24 protein-coding genes are annotated in these 21,809 nt (G+C 36.7%); 10 read left to right on the top strand and 14 right to left on the bottom strand.

Annotation, left to right across the window (positions count from 1 at the left end):
- Positions 1 to 205: 205 nt before the first annotated feature.
- On the bottom strand, positions 206 to 1,393 hold the full coding sequence (locus LGQ02_RS05715; protein WP_226517245.1) for a chromate transporter: 1,188 nt from the start codon (positions 1,391 to 1,393) through the stop codon (positions 206 to 208).
- Between the two features lie 369 nt (positions 1,394 to 1,762).
- On the opposite strand from LGQ02_RS05715, the gene LGQ02_RS05710 reads away from it, so the two are divergent.
- Positions 1,763 to 2,413, top strand: coding sequence for an HD-GYP domain-containing protein (locus LGQ02_RS05710; RefSeq protein ID WP_226517244.1), 651 nt, complete (start codon positions 1,763 to 1,765; stop codon positions 2,411 to 2,413).
- A 52-nt stretch (positions 2,414 to 2,465) separates the two neighbouring features.
- On the opposite strand, the gene LGQ02_RS05705 is transcribed toward LGQ02_RS05710, so the two are convergent.
- Together LGQ02_RS05705 and LGQ02_RS05700 are read right to left on the bottom strand one after the other, a co-directional pair.
- On the bottom strand, positions 2,466 to 2,969 hold the full coding sequence (locus LGQ02_RS05705; RefSeq protein WP_226518231.1) for a GNAT family N-acetyltransferase: 504 nt from the start codon (positions 2,967 to 2,969) through the stop codon (positions 2,466 to 2,468).
- Positions 2,970 to 3,065: 96 nt separating this feature from the next.
- A complete protein-coding gene (locus tag LGQ02_RS05700; protein WP_226517243.1) occupies positions 3,066 to 3,323 on the bottom strand; it encodes a CGCGG family putative rSAM-modified RiPP protein in 258 nt (85 codons plus the stop codon).
- Between the two features lie 258 nt (positions 3,324 to 3,581).
- Here LGQ02_RS05700 and LGQ02_RS05695 point away from each other — a divergent pair, with 258 nt between their 5' ends.
- The 9 genes from LGQ02_RS05695 to splB all read left to right on the top strand — a co-directional run bounded on the left by LGQ02_RS05695 (position 3,582) and on the right by splB (position 12,713).
- The gene (locus LGQ02_RS05695) at positions 3,582 to 3,977 is read left to right on the top strand and encodes a GntR family transcriptional regulator (RefSeq protein ID WP_226517242.1); all 396 of its coding nucleotides are present in this window, start codon (positions 3,582 to 3,584) and stop codon (positions 3,975 to 3,977) included.
- Positions 3,967 to 4,842: an ABC transporter ATP-binding protein gene (locus LGQ02_RS05690; RefSeq protein ID WP_226517241.1), complete on the top strand. Its 876-nt coding sequence runs from the start codon at positions 3,967 to 3,969 to the stop codon at positions 4,840 to 4,842. Before LGQ02_RS05695 ends, LGQ02_RS05690 begins: the two co-directional genes overlap by 11 nt.
- On the top strand, positions 4,832 to 5,839 hold the full coding sequence (locus LGQ02_RS05685) for a hypothetical protein (RefSeq protein WP_226517240.1): 1,008 nt from the start codon (positions 4,832 to 4,834) through the stop codon (positions 5,837 to 5,839). The genes LGQ02_RS05690 and LGQ02_RS05685 overlap by 11 nt, the downstream gene beginning before the upstream one ends.
- A gap of 24 nt (positions 5,840 to 5,863) precedes the next feature.
- A complete protein-coding gene (locus LGQ02_RS05680; RefSeq protein ID WP_226517239.1) occupies positions 5,864 to 6,853 on the top strand; it encodes a hypothetical protein in 990 nt (329 codons plus the stop codon).
- Positions 6,854 to 7,143: 290 nt separating this feature from the next.
- Complete coding sequence (treP, locus tag LGQ02_RS05675; RefSeq protein ID WP_226517238.1) at positions 7,144 to 8,559, top strand: PTS system trehalose-specific EIIBC component; 1,416 nt, start codon at positions 7,144 to 7,146, stop codon at positions 8,557 to 8,559.
- 699 nt (positions 8,560 to 9,258) lie between these two features.
- A complete protein-coding gene (locus LGQ02_RS05670) occupies positions 9,259 to 10,908 on the top strand; it encodes an ABC1 kinase family protein (RefSeq protein WP_226517237.1) in 1,650 nt (549 codons plus the stop codon).
- A gap of 14 nt (positions 10,909 to 10,922) precedes the next feature.
- Positions 10,923 to 11,276 carry a phasin family protein gene (locus tag LGQ02_RS05665; protein WP_226517236.1) on the top strand — a complete coding sequence of 118 codons (354 nt, stop codon included), beginning with the start codon at positions 10,923 to 10,925 and terminating at the stop codon, positions 11,274 to 11,276.
- A gap of 142 nt (positions 11,277 to 11,418) precedes the next feature.
- On the top strand, positions 11,419 to 11,667 hold the full coding sequence (locus tag LGQ02_RS05660; RefSeq protein ID WP_226517235.1) for a transcriptional regulator SplA domain-containing protein: 249 nt from the start codon (positions 11,419 to 11,421) through the stop codon (positions 11,665 to 11,667).
- 17 nt (positions 11,668 to 11,684) lie between these two features.
- Positions 11,685 to 12,713 (top strand): spore photoproduct lyase, encoded by a 1,029-nt coding sequence (gene splB, locus LGQ02_RS05655; protein WP_226517234.1) that lies wholly within the window; start codon positions 11,685 to 11,687, stop codon positions 12,711 to 12,713.
- Between the two features lie 66 nt (positions 12,714 to 12,779).
- Here the strand turns inward: splB and LGQ02_RS05650 are convergent, their stop codons facing one another.
- From LGQ02_RS05650 to LGQ02_RS05605, 11 genes are all read right to left on the bottom strand, one after another.
- The gene (locus LGQ02_RS05650) at positions 12,780 to 13,097 is read right to left on the bottom strand and encodes a hypothetical protein (RefSeq protein ID WP_226517233.1); all 318 of its coding nucleotides are present in this window, start codon (positions 13,095 to 13,097) and stop codon (positions 12,780 to 12,782) included.
- Positions 13,098 to 13,143: 46 nt separating this feature from the next.
- Positions 13,144 to 13,701 (bottom strand): GNAT family N-acetyltransferase, encoded by a 558-nt coding sequence (locus LGQ02_RS05645; RefSeq protein WP_226517232.1) that lies wholly within the window; start codon positions 13,699 to 13,701, stop codon positions 13,144 to 13,146.
- 468 nt (positions 13,702 to 14,169) lie between these two features.
- Complete coding sequence (locus LGQ02_RS05640; RefSeq protein ID WP_226517231.1) at positions 14,170 to 14,880, bottom strand: hypothetical protein; 711 nt, start codon at positions 14,878 to 14,880, stop codon at positions 14,170 to 14,172.
- A gap of 130 nt (positions 14,881 to 15,010) precedes the next feature.
- Positions 15,011 to 15,145 (bottom strand): hypothetical protein, encoded by a 135-nt coding sequence (locus tag LGQ02_RS21250; RefSeq protein ID WP_264184005.1) that lies wholly within the window; start codon positions 15,143 to 15,145, stop codon positions 15,011 to 15,013.
- 135 nt (positions 15,146 to 15,280) lie between these two features.
- Positions 15,281 to 16,948: an acyl-CoA dehydrogenase family protein gene (locus LGQ02_RS05635; RefSeq protein ID WP_226517230.1), complete on the bottom strand. Its 1,668-nt coding sequence runs from the start codon at positions 16,946 to 16,948 to the stop codon at positions 15,281 to 15,283.
- Complete coding sequence (locus tag LGQ02_RS05630) at positions 16,945 to 17,331, bottom strand: MerR family transcriptional regulator (protein ID WP_226517229.1); 387 nt, start codon at positions 17,329 to 17,331, stop codon at positions 16,945 to 16,947. The genes LGQ02_RS05635 and LGQ02_RS05630 overlap by 4 nt, the downstream gene beginning before the upstream one ends.
- 603 nt (positions 17,332 to 17,934) lie before the next feature.
- The gene (gene fosB / locus LGQ02_RS05625; RefSeq protein ID WP_226517228.1) at positions 17,935 to 18,369 is read right to left on the bottom strand and encodes a metallothiol transferase FosB; all 435 of its coding nucleotides are present in this window, start codon (positions 18,367 to 18,369) and stop codon (positions 17,935 to 17,937) included.
- Positions 18,370 to 18,530: 161 nt separating this feature from the next.
- Entirely contained in the window at positions 18,531 to 18,908 is a 378-nt protein-coding gene (locus LGQ02_RS05620) for a DUF2500 domain-containing protein (protein ID WP_226517227.1), read from the bottom strand.
- Between the two features lie 58 nt (positions 18,909 to 18,966).
- The gene (locus LGQ02_RS05615; protein WP_226517226.1) at positions 18,967 to 20,097 is read right to left on the bottom strand and encodes a GNAT family N-acetyltransferase; all 1,131 of its coding nucleotides are present in this window, start codon (positions 20,095 to 20,097) and stop codon (positions 18,967 to 18,969) included.
- A gap of 128 nt (positions 20,098 to 20,225) precedes the next feature.
- Entirely contained in the window at positions 20,226 to 20,903 is a 678-nt protein-coding gene (locus LGQ02_RS05610; protein ID WP_226517225.1) for an aspartate/glutamate racemase family protein, read from the bottom strand.
- 38 nt (positions 20,904 to 20,941) lie between these two features.
- The gene (locus LGQ02_RS05605) at positions 20,942 to 21,802 is read right to left on the bottom strand and encodes a GNAT family N-acetyltransferase (RefSeq protein ID WP_226517224.1); all 861 of its coding nucleotides are present in this window, start codon (positions 21,800 to 21,802) and stop codon (positions 20,942 to 20,944) included.
- Between the last annotated feature and the right edge of the window lie 7 nt (positions 21,803 to 21,809).

Genomic DNA, 21,809 nt, shown 5'->3' with positions numbered 1-21,809 from the left:
AGTTGATATCAAATAGGCGAGACGCCTACGGGAAAAGCAACGAGTGAAGACCACGCAAGTGAGCAAATATTTGCGAACGAGGAGGCTGAGACGTTGCCCGAGGCAAAGAAGATACCGTGAGTGCGAACGAAGTGAAGCATAAACGGATGCCGCACTTGTGCCTGGAGGTGCAAGCGAGCCATCATTTGATATCAACCGCAAATATTTAATATAGAATAATACCGATGAGAACACCGATAATCACGATCATCCATGCTGGTAACTTCCAATAAACAAGCATCGCAAATAATACAGCTGCGAAAGCAAAGTCCATTGGCTCAAAAATCGCACTTGTAAAAATAGGATGGTAAAAAGCCGCAATTAATATGCCGACAACCGCTGCATTGACACCGAATAATGCGCCACGAACATGTTTGTTTTGACGAAGTTGATTCCAAAAAGGCAGCGTTCCGATAATGAGTAAAAATGCAGGGAGGAAAATCGCCACTGTCGCAACGAGTGCACCTGTCCAGCCACTAATGACTGCCCCTAAATAAGATGCAAAGGTAAATAACGGACCTGGTACGGCTTGGGCAGCACCGTAACCTGCTAAAAAGGCATCTTCACTTACCCATCCAACTGGTACGACTTCTCTTTCAAGCATCGGTAGTACAACATGTCCGCCTCCAAACACTAAGGAACCAGCACGATAAAAACTATCAAACATCGCAACCAATAAATTTGGATACAGCTCTCGTAAAATCGGTAATAGAAAAAGGAGACCAAAAAATAATCCAAGACTTATTGCTCCTATTTTTTTACTTAGAGGAAAAGAAAAATCCCCACTCTCTTCTTCCTTATGATCTTTATATAATAGATAACCGATAAGTCCAGCTAAAATGATTACAGCAACTTGCGTCCAGGCAGTTTGCCAAAGAAGAATCGCAACGAGTGAGACGATCGCAATTGTTGCTCTTTCACGATCTGGGGCTAACTTTTTCCCCATACCTAAAATCGCATGTGCAACGACAGCAACTGCAACAATTTTTAATCCTTGAATGAAACCAGCATCACTTAAATCAAACGCTTGTACACTCATCGCAAAAAGAATCAAGACGAGAACAGATGGCAACGTAAATCCGAGAAAAGAGATAATGCCTCCGAGCAGCCCTCCACGAATCATCCCTATTCCAATCCCAACTTGACTGGAAGCAGGTCCAGGTAAAAACTGACAAAGAGCAACTAAATCAGCATAATCCCTTTCATTCATCCACTTTCTTCTACGTATGTATTCTTCATGAAAATAGCCGAGATGTGCAACGGGGCCTCCAAAAGAAGTAAGACCAAGCCTTGTCGATATAAGAAAAATTTCTAATAATGTCTTTAACTTATTTTGATTGTTCATAACGTTCATATTCACTCCCTCTTTAAACAAGATGTACTCCATTATAAAACGAAGTAGCCATGTTTTGTACTTCTTTCAAGAAAATTTACAATCTTAATAAAACATCAGTTATAAACCTACCTGGTACTAAAATGCCTGGCACGAACATACTTGGTATAAGCTACTTAGGATTCGAATAATAGTAAAACATGTATAAGATGTTAAAAAGATGATCTATTTGGGGAAGTATAAAAGAAAGGAACATAAGGGACATCACTTCCATTCAATAGACAATTACACTAAAATGAACAAATAAGTTATTTCCCTAAACAATAAAAAAGCCCACGATATTTTTATTTTAGGAAAATCATAATTATTTTTTTACATAAGGGTGTTACGATGCTTAAATCAAAATCGACAGAAGTCATGTTTCAAAGGGCTGAAGAATTATTTAACCGTATATCACAAGATAATGAAGTCCTTCATATTTTTAAATACCATTCTCTACGAGTGATGCACTTTTCTTACCGGTTAGCGTCCGTCGTTGGCTATGCTGATGAAGATATGAAAGTTGCAGGACTTCTTCATGATATCGGAAAAATTGGTGTTGCTAAAGAAATCTTGTTAAAGCCATCTAGGTTAGATGAGTTAGAATATCAAATTATTCAAGCTCATAGTACGATCGGAAACAATATCTTAAGAAAAACTCTCGACCTCCCACGTGCTGCTATTTTTGTACGAGATCATCATGAACATTGGAATGGAAATGGGTATCCGAGAGGGTTAAAAGGTGAAGATATTTCTTTACAAGGGCGCATCATTAGTATTTGTGATGCCTTTGACACGATGACCATTGATCGTAGAAACTATAATCGTCGTACATTGACTTATGAAGAGGCATTTGCAGAACTAAAGCGTTGTTCGTGGACACAATTTGATGGCGACCTTGTTTTAAAATTCGAATCGATGGTAAATGACTTAAAGTTGCCAGACATCCAAAGATGGTCAGAAAACAGTGAAGAAATGGTTAGTATTTTTAAAAATAAATAAGACTTCGTATTTCCACTTTAAAAGGCTGTCTCCTAGCGACAGCCTTTTTTCTCTATGTGAGCAACTTCGATAAATAATACTCATCAACATATTCATCATTTACTTTTAACGAGTCTCGCTTTACCCCTTCAATTTCAAAACCTTGCTTTTTATACAAATGCACAGCATGTTCATTATGTTTCATTACAGTAAGCTCAAATCGATGTATCCCATGTTGTTCTGCCCATTGGTGGGCCTTTTCAAATAATTTCGTCCCAATTCCTCTTCCTTGATACGATTTTAAAATCCCCATTACAATATAGGCTGAATGTCTATTACGATTTACTTCTCCACCAAATAGCGCAATGTAGCCGACTAGTTTATCATTCTCATACTCTACTACATATATCTCCTTTTCTTGCTTTTCTCTAATTTTTGAAATAATCTTTTCCTGTTGCTCTACCGTTAGTTGTCTTTCGTCTGGCTCGTACAGCATGAACGATGTTTCTGAATCCAGTTGTTTATTTAAATGTAAAAAATCTTTTGAATCAGTCGTTTCTATTGAGCGAATCCTCATTTGTTCACCACTTTTCCATTTCTTCAACACTTTTTCGATTTCCTTGCGACTTCACACTTTTACTAGCGACTTTCCATGATATTGATCCCTTTGAGTTTATTTGTAAACTCTTAACACATAGCCCCCACAACCACATTGATCAATATATTTCACATGAATGCTCTCACCAAACCGTTCCTCCAGAATTTCTTTCAAATACGTTTCAGGATTTCCAAACTCATTTGGTGTGACTAAATTGACAGATGTACCTTCAGATGTTTCTTCTACCGCTACAATACTATGTTCAATTACTAAATCTTTGTTTTCAGCATACCCCCCATGCTCTAAACTTGCAGACCAGCTTTTCGTTTCCATCAGTTTTCCCCCTTTGTACAAGCAAACCGTGTACATTTCTCATCAAATGACCATTCATTAAACAAACTTTCTGAAACTTCACTCTCATTTTAATATAACACGCATCAACAAGAGGATAAAAACTTTCATCATAAAATATCATTTTATCAACTTATCAACTTCCTTTTTTTGACAACACAAACTAATTAGTGTATTAGTATATATAGTACACTTAATACATAGTAATAAATGAATCCAATCATTGAAGGTGGTGAAGCGATGTATTTTCACATCGATCCGAAAAAAAATGTGCCACTATATGAACAAATTATTCACCAAGTGAAAGAAATGTGTGCAAAAGAGTTATTACAGCCTAATGAGAAGCTTCCTTCTGTAAGAGAACTTTCATCGCAAATGGTGATTAATCCAAACACGGTTAGTAAAGCGTATCGTGAGCTAGAAAGACAAGGTGTTATTGTAACCATTCGTGGGAAAGGAACATTTATTTCAAACGAGCATTCACAAATCTTTGATCCAAGGTTCATCGATCAATTAAAGCAATCGTTAAAACAAGTCATCATTGACAGCCATTACGCAGGAATTACAAAGGATCAATTAGAAGATTGGTTAGAAGAAGTGTATGAGGAGATTGGAGGAAAAAGTCATGAAAGTTAGCCATTTATCAAAACAGATCCACCAAAAAGAGATCTTATCTGACATTGATTTTGAAGTCAAAACGGGAAGTATCGTAGGGATTGTCGGACGTAACGGTGCTGGTAAAACGACGCTACTTCGAACAATGGTCGGCATTTTAGACCCTACAAAAGGCGATGTACTTATGAACAATGAGAGTATTTTTAAGAACCCTCGTTTAAAAGAAGACATTATCTTTGTCCCTGATTCTTCAGAAGCATTAAAGAACTACAGTACAAAAGAAATGCTAACCCTTTATAAGAGCATTTATCCGAAGTTTGATGAATCATACTTTCACGAACTGATGGATCGATTCTCCTTAGCAGAAGTTAAAAAAATTGGTAATTATTCAAAAGGAATGAAGGCACTCTTCTCTCTCGTTGTCGCTTTTTCTACAAGAGCAAAATATATCCTTCTTGATGAACCGACAGATGGGCTAGACGTGATTGTAAAGAAAAGGATTTTAAAAATATTAGTCGAAGAAGTGGCCACACAGGATGTTGCAGTCATCATTTCTTCTCATAGGTTGGATGAGCTTGAATTTATGGCCAATGAAATTATTATGATTAAAGATGGTCGAGTAGATTCTCATTATGAACTCGATGCGATGAAGTCGATGTATAAAAAAGCACAAGTTGTCTTTCATGACTACATGCCAGAAGAAGTGGAAGAGTGTGTCACCATCATTCATCAAACAGGTCGCGTCTATACGATTATCATTAATAAAATAGATGAAGAAGCAGAAGAAACGATCCGACAAAGTCACCCACTACTATATGAAGAGTTGCCAATGTCACTAGAAGATGTGTTCGTTGCTAAGCTTGGAGGCGATGATCATGTTTCATAAAGGATTAGGATATCAAAATTACAAGCAAACAAGAATGATCATGTCGATGATTTTCGTCTTATTTACCATTCATCTGCCTTTTCAAGCATTACTTACGCTTGAATCGTGGCGTACAGAAAAAGAGTATTTTTCTGAGTTTCATAACCAACCTTTTGAAGTGTTTACTTATCAAATCCATCAAATATTTTCAGCAGGGCTTTTACCCTTTTTAGTCGCAGTGGCAATTATTCTCCTTGCTGGTCTTTTAATAGGGACAGAAAGAAATACAAGACGTAACGATTTTACTTTCTCCCTTCCCTTTCGTCGAAGAGAAATTTATTTATCTAAAACAATTTATGGCGCATCGTGTATTTCATTTTTTCATACGTTTCATTTCATGCTCGCATATTTCATTGTCAAACAATCGGAATTTAGTTACGTATTAGAACGAGTGACATTAACTGAAATTTTCTGGGGCCCACTTATCGGATTTTTACTTTTATTTACGTTTTCGATGTTTATTGGAACGATTGCTGGAGAAATGATCTCACAAGTTTTTTTAACATTCATTTTTGCTGTCTTTCCAACAGGCTTTTGGATTTTATTACAAGGGCTAATTGATGTAAACTTTTCGACTTACGTGAATATCCCTATTTTCATAGATCAGTTGACAATCTTTAGCTATTTATTTTGGCATAATCCTTCTACTCAATCTGTTATTTTTGGACTGGTTGGAATCGCTCTAGCCATCTTTTTAGGTGTAATTTTGTATGAAAGAAACCGTGTTGAACATAATGGAGAGTTTCTCATATTCAAACAATTACATCCAATTTTTTTAACAGGGATGATCATCTGTTTTTCATTACTCGGTGGGGTGATTATGGCATCATTAGCTCCTTGGAATGCTGAAACATTACGTATCATTAGCTACTGGATCGGCTTTTTTACCTTTATGATTTTTGCTGATTACATTTCACAAAAAATTCTTCGTATGAATGTAATCGTAAAAAACAAATAAATTCCTAAGGAGGGAGGATTATTCATGTTTCACCGGGCTCTTTTCATTCAAAATTTCCAACAAACAAAGTTTATTGTCGTTATTTTATTCGTCCTGTTTGCCATTCAACTCCCCTTCCAAGCATTTCTATCCATCGAGAACTGGCGAACACAACCTATCAGTTCCATTCAGCAGCAACACCAATTTTATTTATTTGAAGTTTTTTCGACTGGGGTTATGACCTTTCTTATCATTATGTCTCTTGTCTTTCTTGCTGCTCTTTTAATAGGAATTGAAAGAAATACGAGACGCAATGACTTTACGTTCTCCCTTCCCTTTTCACGCAAGGATCTATTCCTAGCAAAATGGATGTATGGAGCCATCATTATCACGATTTTTCATGCACTTCACTTCACACTCGCTTATTTCATTATATGGCAATCTGAATTTAGGTTTATACTAGAACATGGTACGTTTACGGAAATATTCTTCGGCCCATTTTTAGCGTATTTATTGTTTTATAGCTTTGCATTATTTATTGGTACGATTACAGGAGAAATGATTTCTCAAGTCGTTTTAACTTTTATTTTTGCAGGCTTTCCTTATGGCTTTTACTTATTAATATTGGCGATGGTAGATGTACATTTTCAAGCTATTATTGATCCTATCAATTGGGTAATGAAAATAACTTTGTTTTATTACACGATTGCTCATATGACTCCTGGTTATGACATCATAATCCCGTTATTCGGCGTATTAATTTTGCCTCTCTTTGGGGCACTATTATATGAACGAAATAAAGTTGAACATAACGGGGAATTTCTTATTTTCAAACAATTGAACCCGATTTTTCTCATGGGGATAACTGTTTGCTTTTCTTTATTAGGTGGCATTCTTGTTTCATCAATTGCCCCTTGGAATAGCGAGTTCATTCGAATTTTTGCTTACTGGACTGGTTTTCTCCTCTTTGCTTGTTTTTCATATCTTCTGTCAAAAAAAATATTGAAAATGAATGTGATCGTGAAAAACAAATAAAATATTGGAAACACACGCTATGGAAAAATGCGTGTGTTTTTTCTTTTTACGGGGAAATTTAAAAATATCAAATTTCGACAAGAAAACAGTTGCAAAACATGTATATACAAATTAAAATAAGTTTGTAAGCGATTGAGTTGTATATACAAGGTATTCGTGAAAGCGATTTATCAGAAGATGCTTCTATTTATGCAATTGATACTTAATATCTCACATGTAAGATGTAAGCGCTTCTTATAAACGTAACATCATCAATTTTAGTTTGATCGTAAGTTTTAGGAGGGTTTTAAATGGCTAAATATGAGCGGCAAGTAAAAGAAATACTTGAAGCACTCGGCGGAGAAGAGAACATTGATAAAGCAACACATTGTGTAACTCGTCTACGTTTAGCATTAAATGATGAATCGAAGGTAGATCAAGAAAAGCTTGAAGCCATTGACATTGTCAAAGGCTCCTTTTCAACAAATGGACAATTCCAAGTCATTATTGGACAAGGCACTGTGGACCAGGTTTACCGAGAAATGGTTGCAATGACAAACATCGGCGAAGCATCAAAACAAGATGTGAAAAATGCTGGTTCGGAAAAAATGAATCCGTTTCAACGAGCGGTAAAAACGTTAGCTGATATTTTTATTCCAATTTTACCAGCGATTGTGACAGCCGGTTTACTATTAGGGATTAATAATATTTTAACGAACCCTGGTATTTTCCATGATACCTTATCGTTAATTGAGCTTTATCCACAATGGGCAGATATCGCTGAAATGATAAATATTATTGCAAGTGCCGCTTTCGCTTTCTTACCTGCGTTAATTGGTTGGTCTGCAGTGAAACGTTTTGGCGGAAGTGAAATACTCGGTATTGTACTTGGTTTAGTTCTTGTTCACCCTGATTTGTTAAATGCTTGGGCTTATGGTGATGCACAAGCAGAAGGCACGATTCCAATTTGGAATTTATTTGGACTAGAAGTAGAAGCGATCGGTTATCAAGGTCAAGTTCTTCCAGTATTAGTGGCATCTTATGTATTATCAAAAATTGAATTAGCTTTACGTAAACGAGTTCCTGAATCCATTCACCTACTCGTTGTCCCAGTTGTCGCTTTATTAGTAACAGGGTTTTTAACGTTTATTGTTATTGGCCCAATTACGTTTGCAATGGGTAACGGAATTACAAGCTTCTTTATGTGGTTATTTAACTTCGTTCCAGCCATTGGTGGTTTAATTTACGGTGCGTTATATGCTCCACTCGTTGTTACTGGTATGCACCACGCATTTTTAGCAGTTGACTTACAACTTGTTGGAACAGGAAATGGTACCTTCTTATGGCCAATCTTAGCGTTATCAAATATTGCTCAAGGTTCGGCAGCATTAGCGATCATGTTTGCTACACGTAATGAAAATTTAAAAGGTTTATCATTAACATCATCGGTTTCAGCGTATTTAGGTATTACGGAACCTGCGATGTTCGGGGTTAACATTCGCTTCCGTTATCCGTTTATTTGCGCGATAATCGGTGCGTCAATTGCAGGGATGTTTATTGCGATTAACGGTGTATTAGCAACGTCTATCGGTATCGGTGGTTTACCAGCATTCTTATCAATTATTCCAGCTAGCTGGATACCATTTATTATCGGTATGGCAATTGCAATGGTTGTACCATTTGTCTTAACGCTTATATATGCAAAATTCATTGCAAAAACAGATTAGAAGCATTCAATATAACGAAGACTGTCTAGACTTACTAGGCAGTCTTTTTTCAAACCTTCAATTACCTCAGTCTTCTTCTAATAATAACTATCTTCATATCATTCTAGGTAAGGAATTTATTCAGAATATGAACGAATCATTAAACCAGATACTCCAATACAAATAAAAGTAGAAAAGTTTATATTTTGTTCACGTAAGAATCAATTTTATAACTCAAAATAAGGTGCGAAATTCCGAATGATGAGCGTAAACTCCACTTCAGACGGACGCTTTCCCGAGGGCTTGTCTTCAGCACTTAGGCTCGACAATTCTTCGCCTAAGTGGATCTTCAGCTCGTTGCTCCTGCGCCACTACGCTTGCTCGTCGCAGGTAAAGAGTGCTCCTGCGGTTACTCGTCGCAGATAAACAGTGCTCCTGCGGTTACTCGTCGCAGATAAACAGTGTTTCTGCGGTTACTCGTCGCAGTTCGAAGAAGTATTGCTCGTCGCTGATCCTCTTGGAGTCGTCGTCTTTTGTTACATTCACTTCGAAATAAATCGTATATTTAATGAAAAAATTTATTATATCATTCGTTTCATTGCGCAAAAAACGTATGATGAAATTGATTCGTAATTGTAGACATACATTTATAAAGAACAGGGAATAAGAAACTTTAACTGACACCTAATCAAAATCTCGTGGAGAAACGGGGGTGTTTATTTGAAAAACAATTCTTTATACAGAATTACAGTCATTGTTCTCATGTTTATTAAATTTATTTTTCAACTATACCTGTTCAATAAACGAAATAAAGATTGGGACTCAACGACTCATGAAAGCTGGGAAGAACTTCTTAGAAAGCAAGCTTCTGAATATCGAGATAAATCACTGCATTTAGAAGGATTAATGATTAAGGTTGGACAATTTTTAAGCACTCGAGCAGACATATTACCAGAAGCCTTTTTAGAAGAGTTGGCAGATTTAATCGATCAAGTTCCCCCAGTTCCCGCTCATATATCAAAAAGCGTCCTCAAGAAAGAATGGGGACGCGACATTGATGACTACTTATCACATATAAGTGAAAAGCCCTACGCTTCAGCTTCAATTGGCGAAGTGTATAAAGGTACATTGCATAATGGTCAAGAAGTAGCGATAAAAATCCAAAGGCATAACATCGATAAAATTATTAAAACCGACTTTAAAGCTTTACGCATTGTCTTATGGATTACACGCAAATTTACTTCCTTTGGCAAGCAAGCAGATACGAAAGCATTGTATAAAGAAATGGTTCGGACGATTGGAAATGAACTGAACTATTATAAAGAACTGAAAAACGCCAATTACTTTCGACAGCGTTTTCAAAACGATCCAAACATTTATATACCTCAGTTTTATGAAGAGTATTCGACAAAACGTGTTCTTGTTATGGAATGGATTGATGCGCATAAAGTAACGGATATTACTTTTTTAAAAAAGAATCAAATTGACCGCGAACAACTAGCAAAACAAACATTTCATTTTTTTGTCGAACAATTGCTAGATCATGGGATGTTTCATGCTGACCCACATCCAGGAAACATCTTAGTAACGAAAGATGGCACATTAATCATTCTCGATTTCGGAATGGTTGGGAATGTAAATCGTGAGGATAGTATAAAGCTTCGAAAAATGATAGAAGGCTTTGTTTTAGAAGATTATTCATTAGTCATCAACCAGCTTGAAGAACTCGGCTTTTTGCTGGCACACGCTAACAAACATAAGCTACAGACTATTTTAAGAAATACTGTCGAAGCATATTTACAAGAAGATGTCCGTAAACTCGACCAAGATATAATTGAAGAAATTTTTTCAGAAGTTCAAGAGCTTGTTCAAGAACAACCAATTCAACTTCCGGCAGAGTTTGCATTTCTTGGGCGAGCCGCCTCTATCGTCCTTGGTGTACTAACAATTATTGACCCAGACATTGACTTTATTGAATTAGGGAAACCTGTAGTCAAAGGATGGCTTGATGAAACAAATGATGAACAAGGACATATCCAACTTCAAGTATTAAAAGAATCAGCGAAACCTTTACTATCAGTTCCTAGGAATTTAAACCAGTGGTTAGAATTCCCTAAATATCAAAGGAAGTCTGAAGAACAGAGAGAATTACAACGGTTCGACCACCAGCGATCACTGCTTATTATTACTATGGTATTTACCACCTTTTTCATTTCTCTCGTGTTTTTATTTGTGGCAATCACTTTTATGAACCTTTTATTAATCAGCATCACAGCAACTATAGGGGCTATTTCATTAACGTGTGTAATTTTGTTAACTAGAAAGCATAGAAAGTGGGTAAAAACCTACCGTGATAACAATTTCAAATAAAGGAGGAAGTACTAATGAATGATTTATTAAAGAAAGGTTTTTTATTAGGTTTAGGTGCAGCAGTAACTAGTAAGGAAAAGGTTGAAAGATATTTACAAGAGCTCGTATCAAAGGGGCGTGTCACCCCTAAAGAAGCAGAAGAACTATATGATTCATTAGTGAAAAAAGGTGAAGAAACAGAAGAACAGTGGACACGACGTTCAAAAGACCGTGCCCGTACGATGATGGATGACTTAGGGATTGTTTCAAAAGAAGAGCATGAAGTATTGCAATCCCGAGTAATTGAGCTTGAAAAACGAGTTGCAGAATTAAGTACTCAACTAGAACATAAACATGGCAATGAGTTAAACAATTCCAATGACCAGTAAAAACAAGGCTATCTCTTTCATGCAACGCATGATTTGAGATGGCCTCTTTTTTGTCTGATTATCCCAACGGATAATCTGCATAAACAATCATGGTCAACGAGACATTACTACAGAAGGCTGATTGATGTAAGGAGGAAAACGTATGAACTTGAATGACTTACAAAAAGGTGACACTGTTTATGTCATCTCTCGAAACCCACATACACAAACAGTTGCTCAAATTCAAGAAGCTGAAATTGTCGATAATCCTGATCATCCTGAGAAATTATCACTATTTCTATTTGAAGAACACTTTCCACTAACTGAAGAGTATGCGATCTATTCGAGCTTTGAGGAAGCTGAACAAATGTACCACCATTACTTTCAAATTAATGAAAACGAAACACTATAAAGAAAGGCTTGAAGAAAATGATAAAACCGTTTATGCCTCAACTCGTTTATATCGAACCTCAAGCATTGGAATATCCGTTAGGAAAACAGTTAAAAGAAAAATTCGAGAACTTAGGTATTGAAATTCGCCAAACAACATCACATAACCAAGTACGTAATATTCCAGGGGAAAATCATTTGCAAAAATATCGGAATGCAAAATCAACATTAGTCGTCGGAGTACGAAAAACGTTAAAGTTTGATACATCGAAGCCTTCCGCAGAATATGCGATCCCTCTGGCAACTGGATGTATGGGCCATTGTCAATACTGTTATTTGCAAACAACAATGGGGAGTAAGCCTTATATTCGTACTTATGTTAACATCGAAGAAATTTTTGATGCTGCCAAGAAATATATGGATGAACGGTTACCAGAAGAAACGAGGTTTGAGGCTGCCTGTACATCAGATATCGTTGGCATTGATCACCTTACTCATTCATTAAAAAAAGCGATTGAATTTTTCGGCCAATCTGATAAAGGAAAACTTCGTTTTGTGACAAAGTATCATCACGTCGACCATTTATTAGATGCTGATCATCGTGGAAAAACCCGATTCAGATTTAGCATAAATGCAGATTATGTCATTCGAAACTTTGAGCATGGTACCTCTGCGTTAAAAGACCGCATCGAAGCAGCAGCAAAAGTTGCTGACGCAGGATATCCACTAGGGTTTATCGTCGCTCCCATTTATCTTCATGATGGCTGGAAAGAAGGATACGAGCAAATGTTTCAATTATTAAATGAAACATTACCGAGTACGGCACGTGATGACCTAACTTTTGAATTGATTCAGCACCGTTTCACAAAGCCAGCTAAACGTGTCATACAAAAAAACTACCCAATGACAAAACTAGAGCTGGACGAAGAAAAACGAAAATATAAATGGGGAAAGTACGGAATCGGCAAATATGTGTATCAAAAAGATGAACAAGAGGAAATCAAGGAAAATCTCCACAAACATATTGAGCAATACTTTCCCGAAGCAAAAATCGAATACTTCACATAAAATAACAAGTGCCAGGCACCTGGAAGATATTTTCCACGCACCTGGCATTTGTTATTAATTTCCATTTTATCGCTTTTTCTTCATATTAGCTGCTTTTCTCTCTGCGGTTTGTTTTTCTCGTTTTAAATCATTTGAATGTACAGAATACCAGATAAATCCCCAATATATTCCGACTACAAGACAGATGATTAAATATAAAAAGTGACGGTAGGGCTCACCTGGAAAGACAAAACCTGTAATATGAAAGTTGTATCGAAAAATCCACGTCAATAGGATATACAATAAAGACAGCTTTACACCAATATTCAATAGCCCTTCTTTAATAATAAAAGCCATTCTACCCTCTTCCACTAATGAACGCATTCTTTCCTTTTTCTTAGACATAAGCTAGTCCCCTTCCTGCAAAAAACATTTTCATCATATCAAATTTTTATCGTGAATTCAGTAAGGAAACCCACTCTTCTTTCAGTAAGCTATACACGACGTGATCAACATATCGGTTACCAACCTTTTCAGCCTGCCTTAGTACACCTTCCTCTTGAAAACTTAATCTACGTGGGATATCACGGCTTTTTTTATTCTCGAGCCCTGCATGAATTTCTATTCGATTTAACTTTAGTTCTTCAAAAGCATAATAGACAAGCGCTTCAACAGCTTTTGTCATGATGCCATACCCTTGAAACTTTTCACCTAACCAGTATCCAATACTTGTCTTTTCGTTTGCTCGGTCAATTTCATGATAAGCAACAATTCCGGCAATTTCACCTTTAAAAATAATCGCACACGACAAACTTTTCTGTTCACCAAAACTTTTTAACGTTGAGCGAATAAAGCTCTTTGTATCATCTACTGTTTTTGTATACGGTACCCACGGTAACCATTCTCCTAAATATTCCCTTGATGAATCGGTTAATTGAAAAAGTGCTTCCTCATGCTTTTCTTGCAGTACTTCTAACTGCAAGTCCTCATTAATAATATGATAAAACATGTATAATGCCCCCATTGTATTTATGAAAATTTCGTATATTCACTCATATTACTATATTTTTCTGAAAAAACAAGAAGTTATCATTACCTTTGTTTAAATAAAAAAACTCGGTAACTGCCGAGCATTTTGACGAAGGGAAATCCATATTTGCGACGAGTAACCGCAGGAGCAACGAACAACACTACGCTGATTAAGCTATGAGCTGTGCCGACGGATCCTCACCAAAGAATAAGCTGTTAGAGGAAGGCACAACGAGCATTTGCTTCTCCGAATATTCTTCGAGCTGCCTCGACGCATCACCTTCCATAAAGTGCTTGAAGAGGAAGAGGCACGTAGTCTGCGACGAGTAACCGCAGGATCACCTATAGACATGGAAATTTTCGGATACATCAGTCAGAATCATTGTTAACATTCTTCGTGCAAAAAAAGACTTCCACTAAGTAAAATAGTGAAAGCCTTCATATTACTTTATAAACAGAGATCTCCTTCCACGCCTCTGCCACAATGTACTCTTGTTTCAATCTCATCAATATACCAGGTACCTTCAGTTTCTTCTAAGTGAAGTAAATAGTCTTCTCCTCTAACTGAGTCATCTCGTAGACCCCAATTGAAAATAATCGCTTCTGCACTTTCTCCATCTTCAGAATAACGAATTCTAACCGTTGTTTCATCTTGACGGTCCATCATTTCGGCATACCCTGCTTCAGCGATCCAAGAATGAACGAGAAGCCCAGGGTCATTATATTCACTGTCATCTTCAGAGAAACCCGCTGGTTCTGAACCTTCATATTCACGCCAATCTAATGTTTCTGGTTCATACCCCATTTCTTCTGCTGATTCAGATGGCTCGTACACCATCCAATGCTGTTCATAAAACCCTTCATCATATAGACTAGGTTGCTCTCTTTCATCAACTGTCTCTTCTCCATTATGTTCTCCATTGTCATTGCCTAATTCGTCTAACTGCCCACGTAAATCCTCAATCGTTAAGTCCCTATCTTCTAATTCCTGCTCTAATTCAGAGATTTGTTCTTCGAGAGACTCCTTTTGATCTTCAAATTCATCTTGAATTTCATCAGCTGAAAGGCCACCATTATCATCTCCATTTGCACAAGCCGAGAGGAGAAGGATAAATGCACTTCCAACTAATGAAGATCGAATTGCATATTTCCTCATCACGAATCCCTTCCTTTAAACAATGGTATGATCTCTTTCAGTTTATTGTTTCCCTTTTTGCCAATCTGAAAAAACATGTTCTTTCAATTAAATATTCATTCATCATACAAAATATAGCCTTATCTTTTTAATATTAGGAAGGATAACAAATGACTTCTTGCTTCGTTACTTCAACGTTTTCCCCTTCTTGTATCGGAACAAGATAAAAACCTACCGTTAGCATGGCTACGATAACGATAATAAACGATGTGACAATCATATGCTTCACAGTTCTCTTCCTTTCTAAATGTTCACTATCTAAAAATATGACGTTATAAACCTTATATATGTGTCAAAACAACAAAAAAATACTTGAGTTATTTGTTTAACTCAAGTATTTTATTCTTTTTCTTATGTTATGTGATTATAATTGAGCAATTTTTTCTCCTAAAATGATTTTCCCATCATCAAGTGTCCACCCTTTTGTTTCCTTCTGAAAAAGTGGAAGCAGTTCATTTTGAGTATAAATATTAAATACTTCTTCTTGTCTCTCTGTTTTTGATTCAGCTAACAAGTTTAATGCGATAACAGCTTCGAGTGTTGTCACCATTTTTTTGGATAATTGTTTCACAATTCTCGTTTGTGATATTGAATCAGATGTTTTATATGCTTCGAGTTCTTGATTTAACTCACTAATTATTTCATAAAGTACTTTCTTTTTATCCGTAAAAGTATTAGGTATATGATCAAGTTCTGAATATAGTTGACTTATAAAAACGCTATCCACCTTAAACTTCTTCATGAGACGAATGATTTCTAAACCTAATATATTTGCCGTTCCTTCCCAAACAGTGAGAACTTGTGCATCTCTTAATAGGCGTGGCGTGACAAAATCTTCAATATAACCATTTCCACCGTGCATTTCGATTGCTTCATGCGAAAAATGAATCGCCTGTTCGGCTGATTCGGCCTTTAATAGTGCAATATGAAGTCTTAGCAGGCTATCGTCAAGCTTTGTCGTCTCTCCTTTTGTCCACCGGTCAAACAATTGACCTAACTCAAAAACTGCTGCAGTTTCCACTTCTTGCTTTACTTTCATTTTTACTAAAGTATCTTGGATCATCGGGTATTCAATCAGCTTTTTCCCAAAAGCGTCACGATCATTAGCATAGTTTAAAGACTCGGTATACGCGCGTCTCATAATTCCGACAGAAGCGACAGCATTGCAAATCCTTGATAGGTTTAACGCTTCCATCATGTAATAAAAACCTCGTTCTTTTTCGCCGATCATATAAGCTTCCGCGCCTTCAAACGTCACTTCTGCTGAAGGAACTGCACGCACACCAAGTTTATCCTTAAGCCTTCGAATTGACAGTCCATTTAATGAGCCGTCTTCATTTCTCCATGGTACGAGAAACAACGATAACCCTCTTGTGCCTTCTTGTGCGCCTTCTGTCCGCGCTAAAACTGTTGCTACACCACAAGCTCCACCATTGCTTGCGAAATACTTTTCTCCATATAGTTTATATGATCCGTTTTCATATACTGCTTTCGTCTCGTTTGCTCCTACGTCAGAACCCCCTTGACGTTCTGTTAAAAAGGTTGCTCCTTCATATAACTCATGCTCTCCAGTTGATAATACGTGTGGTAAATATGTTTCTTTTAACGTTTTATCAGCGTAGTTTTCCAATAAATATGCTGTTGCCATTGTTAATGTGACAGGACAGTAAAAACCTGGCTCTGTTTGTGATAATAAATAACCTTGTGCAAAAGAGTAAACATAGTCTCCTTTTCGCTGTAATTCCGGAATCTCTTTATGAACATATCCTACGATTCCTTTTCCGTATGTGTAATCTCTTGTTTTGCGATAACCTTCGTTTAACCATACATGAGATTGATCATTACCAAATCGATCATACTTTACTAATTTCGGTTCGCCTTCACGGTCAGTGTGTCGTGCTCTCTCATCTATTGTTGTCGCACACTCATAACCAAACTGTTCCAATTCTTTGTCAGCCCAAGCGAAAAATCCTGCATCAAACTGCTTTTTTAAAATCTCTTTTAACTGTTCATCTGTTTTATAGAAATTCATTTTCTTTCACCCTTTCTCACCTTGCTTAATTGCATTTCGAATTGCTCTAAGTAGTCTTCCATATCCTCTTTCAACGTTTGAAACTCATTTATCCGCTCTTCTATTTCAGCAATTTTCTTTTTCCCATATGAAATTGTGGTCTCAAGTTGCCTAACTCCAGATTGATCTTCATCAAATAATGAAATCATTTCTTTAATTTCTTCTAACCTAAAGCCAAACTTTTTTCCTCGTATAAGTAGGCTGAGCCTTGTAAGATCTTTCTTATCAAACAGCCTCTGTCGCTGCTTTCCCCGCTTCGGATGTAGTATTCCTATTTCTTCGTAATAACGTAATGCTCTCGTACTAACGTTGTAATCTCTCGCTACTTCCGTAATGGATTTCATAGCCGTCACCTTTTTTCTGAATATTCATTCTTAAATAAAAATAACATTAACGTTAACGTTAATGTCAAGTAGAGGTTTATTATTTTATATATTTTTTTAGCCTGAAAATTTTGTTACATGGGCCAATTTCATATGAACCGATGTTGAAATACACTTCGCTTTCACTCCAGAGCACAAGTGCGACATCCATTCAAGCGTCACTTCGTTTGCTTTCATGGTGTCTTCTTTGCACCCCTAAGCACAAGTGCGACATCCATTCAAGCTTCACTCCGTTTGCTTTCATGGTGTCTTCTTTGCCGCGAGCACGGCCTCAACTTCTCAAAATTCACCACTTTCGTTTTGAGTGATTTTCGGCTCGTGACTCCTGCGATTATTCGTCGCAGCTCGGTTCGAGGAAATAATGCTCGTTCCTATCTCTTCCTCTTATAGCAATGCTTTGATGTGATATCCGACAAAACAACTCGTAGCATACTCGTGATGAAGATGCTCGGCGCTGGAGTCTCGTAGCCTACTTCCAATGAACCAATAATATAAAAATGCAATTTTCATGTGCAATGGTGCGAAATTTAATTCGCATGTTTGTCTACAAACCCACGGGCCTTCCTATGACAATGACTCGTCAAAGAACATGAAATCTGTACGATTTGTCTCATAATAGTTTAAACGTTCTTTTAAGGATCCAGTGTGAAATTCAAATTTATGACCATCTGGATCTTGGAAGTAAATTGAATCTCCCTCTTCATTGGCTCTGTCTCTTCCTTCTAATATTTGTACATCATGTTCCTTCAAGTGATCGTACCACTGTTGAAACTCCTCCTGCTTTACCGTAAAAGCGATATGCGTATAGGAATCATGAATTTCCTCACGTCGAATCTCTTCTTGAACGTTTAATGCGATCCACTGACCACATAATTCGAAGTAAGCCGTCCTTTTACCGACCATTAACTTTTTTGCCTTCAAAACATTCTCATAAAATTCAATCGACCGATCTAAGTTAGAAACGGAAAATGTCATATGGTTAATCCCTTGCAGTTCCATCAGAACCTCCCCTTTCAGATCATACATGCTTGTTCGTTTATATCTCTCATTCCCTGCTAAACGTAAATCTATTCAAAGAAGACTAACGATTGACGAGGTTTGTATATTATTCAAAAGTAAAACGGTCACCGATATTAGTGACTGAAATCAAATAATTCCACTTATACTGAGCCAATTCTCTCAAAGCCATGATATCTCGTGCCTTGGTGAGTGAGATTGCCAACATCTCCTTCTGCAAGCTGACCATATTCCCTACCGGATATTTTAAATTCCTTCCGACTACCGTCTTCGAGCTCAAAAGTAACAAAATATGTCGTGTACGTACGATGGTTTTTCCCAGCTCTTTTACGGACATCCGTTCTTTTTGACACAATTTTTGATTTGACCGTTTCCCTCGGTAATTGATTGTTGCGTGCCCATTCGCGAATCCCATTAAATAATTGATAGAGAATCGTTCCGATGACAATAAAAAAAATAAGGCCAATGATAATAGGAATAAAGTTCGCAAATGTTCCTGGTACAAATAAAATGATATCCAACAAAAACACTCCTTATTATAGTCTACAAGTTATTTACGAGAATGGGCTATTCGAAGTTTCACCTAATGTTTTTAACCATGACAAGACACGGATTTTCTTTTCCCCATAACTCCGTCAACTCTTGAACACCGACAAAACCAACAGATTCATAAAATTTTCTCGTATTTTTATAATGAGGATCACCATGCTTATCACTTAATGTTTTTACTGCAAGAAATTTTTTCCCCGCTAAGATCGAATCGTATTCCATTTCTGCTATTAGCATTTTTCCGATGCCTAACTGATTATAATCAGGGTGTACTGCAATTAAATGAATCTCATTTGTCTCTATCGTTTCTTCTTGTATTGTTATAAAACCAACCACTTCATCCCTGTATAAAACTGTTAACATCTTCATTTCTTTTACTTGATTAATATAATTTACTAGGGCATCTTCTATCCCAAACCATTCCGGTAATAGCCGAAGAATACGTTCACAAATGAGCGATCTTTCTAATTGATTTGTTATTTCACGAATTTGTAATGGCAATTCAGCTCTTTCTTTTCCGACTTGTAACAAATGAACAGCATCACCAAAGCCCTTTGCATATCGTTCATCATCGAAACGAAGACAAGCTTGTTCATCAATCCCGTACCCTTTCGTTAATCCAACCTCTTTCATCGATGATTCGATATGTTTTCGATCATTCCATTCAGTAAAATGAACACTAATCCCTATCTCACCAATGAGCGCAAGACCAGGCAAGATTTTTCTCTTTCGATCCGCTGTATCACTTTCTGATAAAATACAATGATTTGGTAAAAGAAGTGCTCCAGCTGAACAACCGGCAATAGGAGTCCCGAGGTTGTATTTTTCTTGAATCACCTTCTTAATTGGAGGTTGACTATAATACTTATGATATTTTTCTGTGTCGCCTCCTCCAATAAAAATACCATTTGTGTTTTTTAATACAGACACTACCCAATCAACATCTAATTCTCCGTTTTCTTTTTGTTTAATAATCGTAATTTTTTTAACTCCTATTGATTTCCAATGGTCAGTATACCTAGGAATATATTGTTCCCATCCTTCTCTATGTAAAATGAGAAGAGCGATATGTGCATCACGTCCACCTGCTTTTTTCGCAAATTCAATAGACGGTTCTTTGAGTGATGGGTTTTCTCCAAATAAATAACATGTTCGTACCATCTTTTTCATCATCCCTATCTACAATTTATAAATTATTCTAAATAAAAAAAAGCTAGATGAAACATCCAGCTTAAGTGGTTTTACAAATTGTATTCGATACCTTTAACGGATTCCCTTTATTTTCCTTGTTATTGAAGCATAAATGAAAGCGCAGCTTCTATATGTATGTCTGTCGTATCATAAACAGCTTGTGATTCATCTTCACATAACATATTTAGTTCCGTACATCCTAAAATGACGCCATCGAGCCACGTGTACTTTTTCAACAAGTCAGCATAGTAGTTTTTGGACAACTGATTAACTTTTCCTAAACATAATTCATCAAAAATAATCCGATTGATCTCTATTCTTTCTTCTTCTTTTGGAATATGGATTCTTATCCTTCTTTCTTCTAGTCGATCAATTAAAAATGGCTGTTCCATCGTATATCGTGTCCCTAATAGCAGTAGGTCCCGTCCCCCATCAATTAAAACACGTTCGGCAGTTGCATCTGCAATGTGTAAAAAAGGGACAGAAATTCGCTCTTCAATGTCTTTTGAAACTTTATGCATCGTGTTCGTACATAAAACGACTGCTTCGGCTCCTGCTAATTCTAACTTTTTCGCAACCTCGGCTAAGTAAAGCCCAGCATCCTTCCATTTCCCTTCACGTTGCCACTTTTCAATAGGGGAAAAATCAACACTATACAGAATACATTCTGCGGAATGGAGCCCACCTTTTCGTCTCTTAACTTCTTCATTCAATTTCCGATAATATGTTTGTGTGGACTCCCAACTCATCCCGCCTATTAAACCGATTTTCCTCATCGTTTCATCTCCCAATTATCAATGCTCCACCTACATTATTAATATTTAAAGTGGTACTCAACTGAATCTGCAATAGGTTCGTAACCTACTTTCATATAGATATTGTTTGACGTTTGATTCTCTAGATCGGTATATAAACTACAAAATTGATAGCCTTCCTGTAAAAGCCAATCACTTAAAGCTGCAACACAAGTTGTTGCATATCCTTGCTTTTTATATTCTTCAGGTGTGTAAACTAAACTAATAACAACACCATTTTTTGACTCACGGGACCTTGCTGCCATGGAAACTGGGCAACCATTCTCATTACGCCAAATAAAAATTTGATTTTGTTTAATTTTATTTATTACAAATAATTTCGCTTCCTCTTTATTAATCGGCTCTAAAGCTTCTTCATAAAACTTTTCTGTCCAATATGTCACAAGAGCAATATCGTCTTCAGTAGCATAACAAAGTCGGCCCTTTTGTCTTGGAATATCATTTACTTGATCTAACCGATAAATTTTTTGTTTCATAAATGTTTTTGACTTACAATTTGTGAGTTCTTTCCAACCGTTCACGAATTCTTCTACTAAAGGTTTTGCCCCGACAACCCCAGGAATATATTGATTTTTATTATATACCCACTTTGCAGCTTCTTTTGCATAATCAACATCCCCACAAATGACTAAATTATAGGGGGGCGTTTGCAATAGGACGATACCTGTAGTACCGTCCTCCTTTTTTCCAACGGCAACAAATGGTTGTTTTGTAACTTCGTACGACACGTTCTTATCTTCTTCCTTTTTTAAGCGATTGAGTAGGCCTAAAGGTAAATTGTTTTCAGCTTCATTTTTTAACAAACATGTTTCAACCTGTTGAAGCACCTCTTTTGGTGATGAATATTCTTTAATATCCACCGTAGTT

It is taken from the genome of Bacillus shivajii (assembly GCF_020519665.1).
GTDB classification, from domain to species: Bacteria; Bacillota; Bacilli; order Bacillales; family Salisediminibacteriaceae; genus Bacillus_CA; species Bacillus_CA shivajii.
Note: the sequence above shows the minus strand (reverse complement) of the source record. Positions and strands in the feature narration are given on the sequence as shown.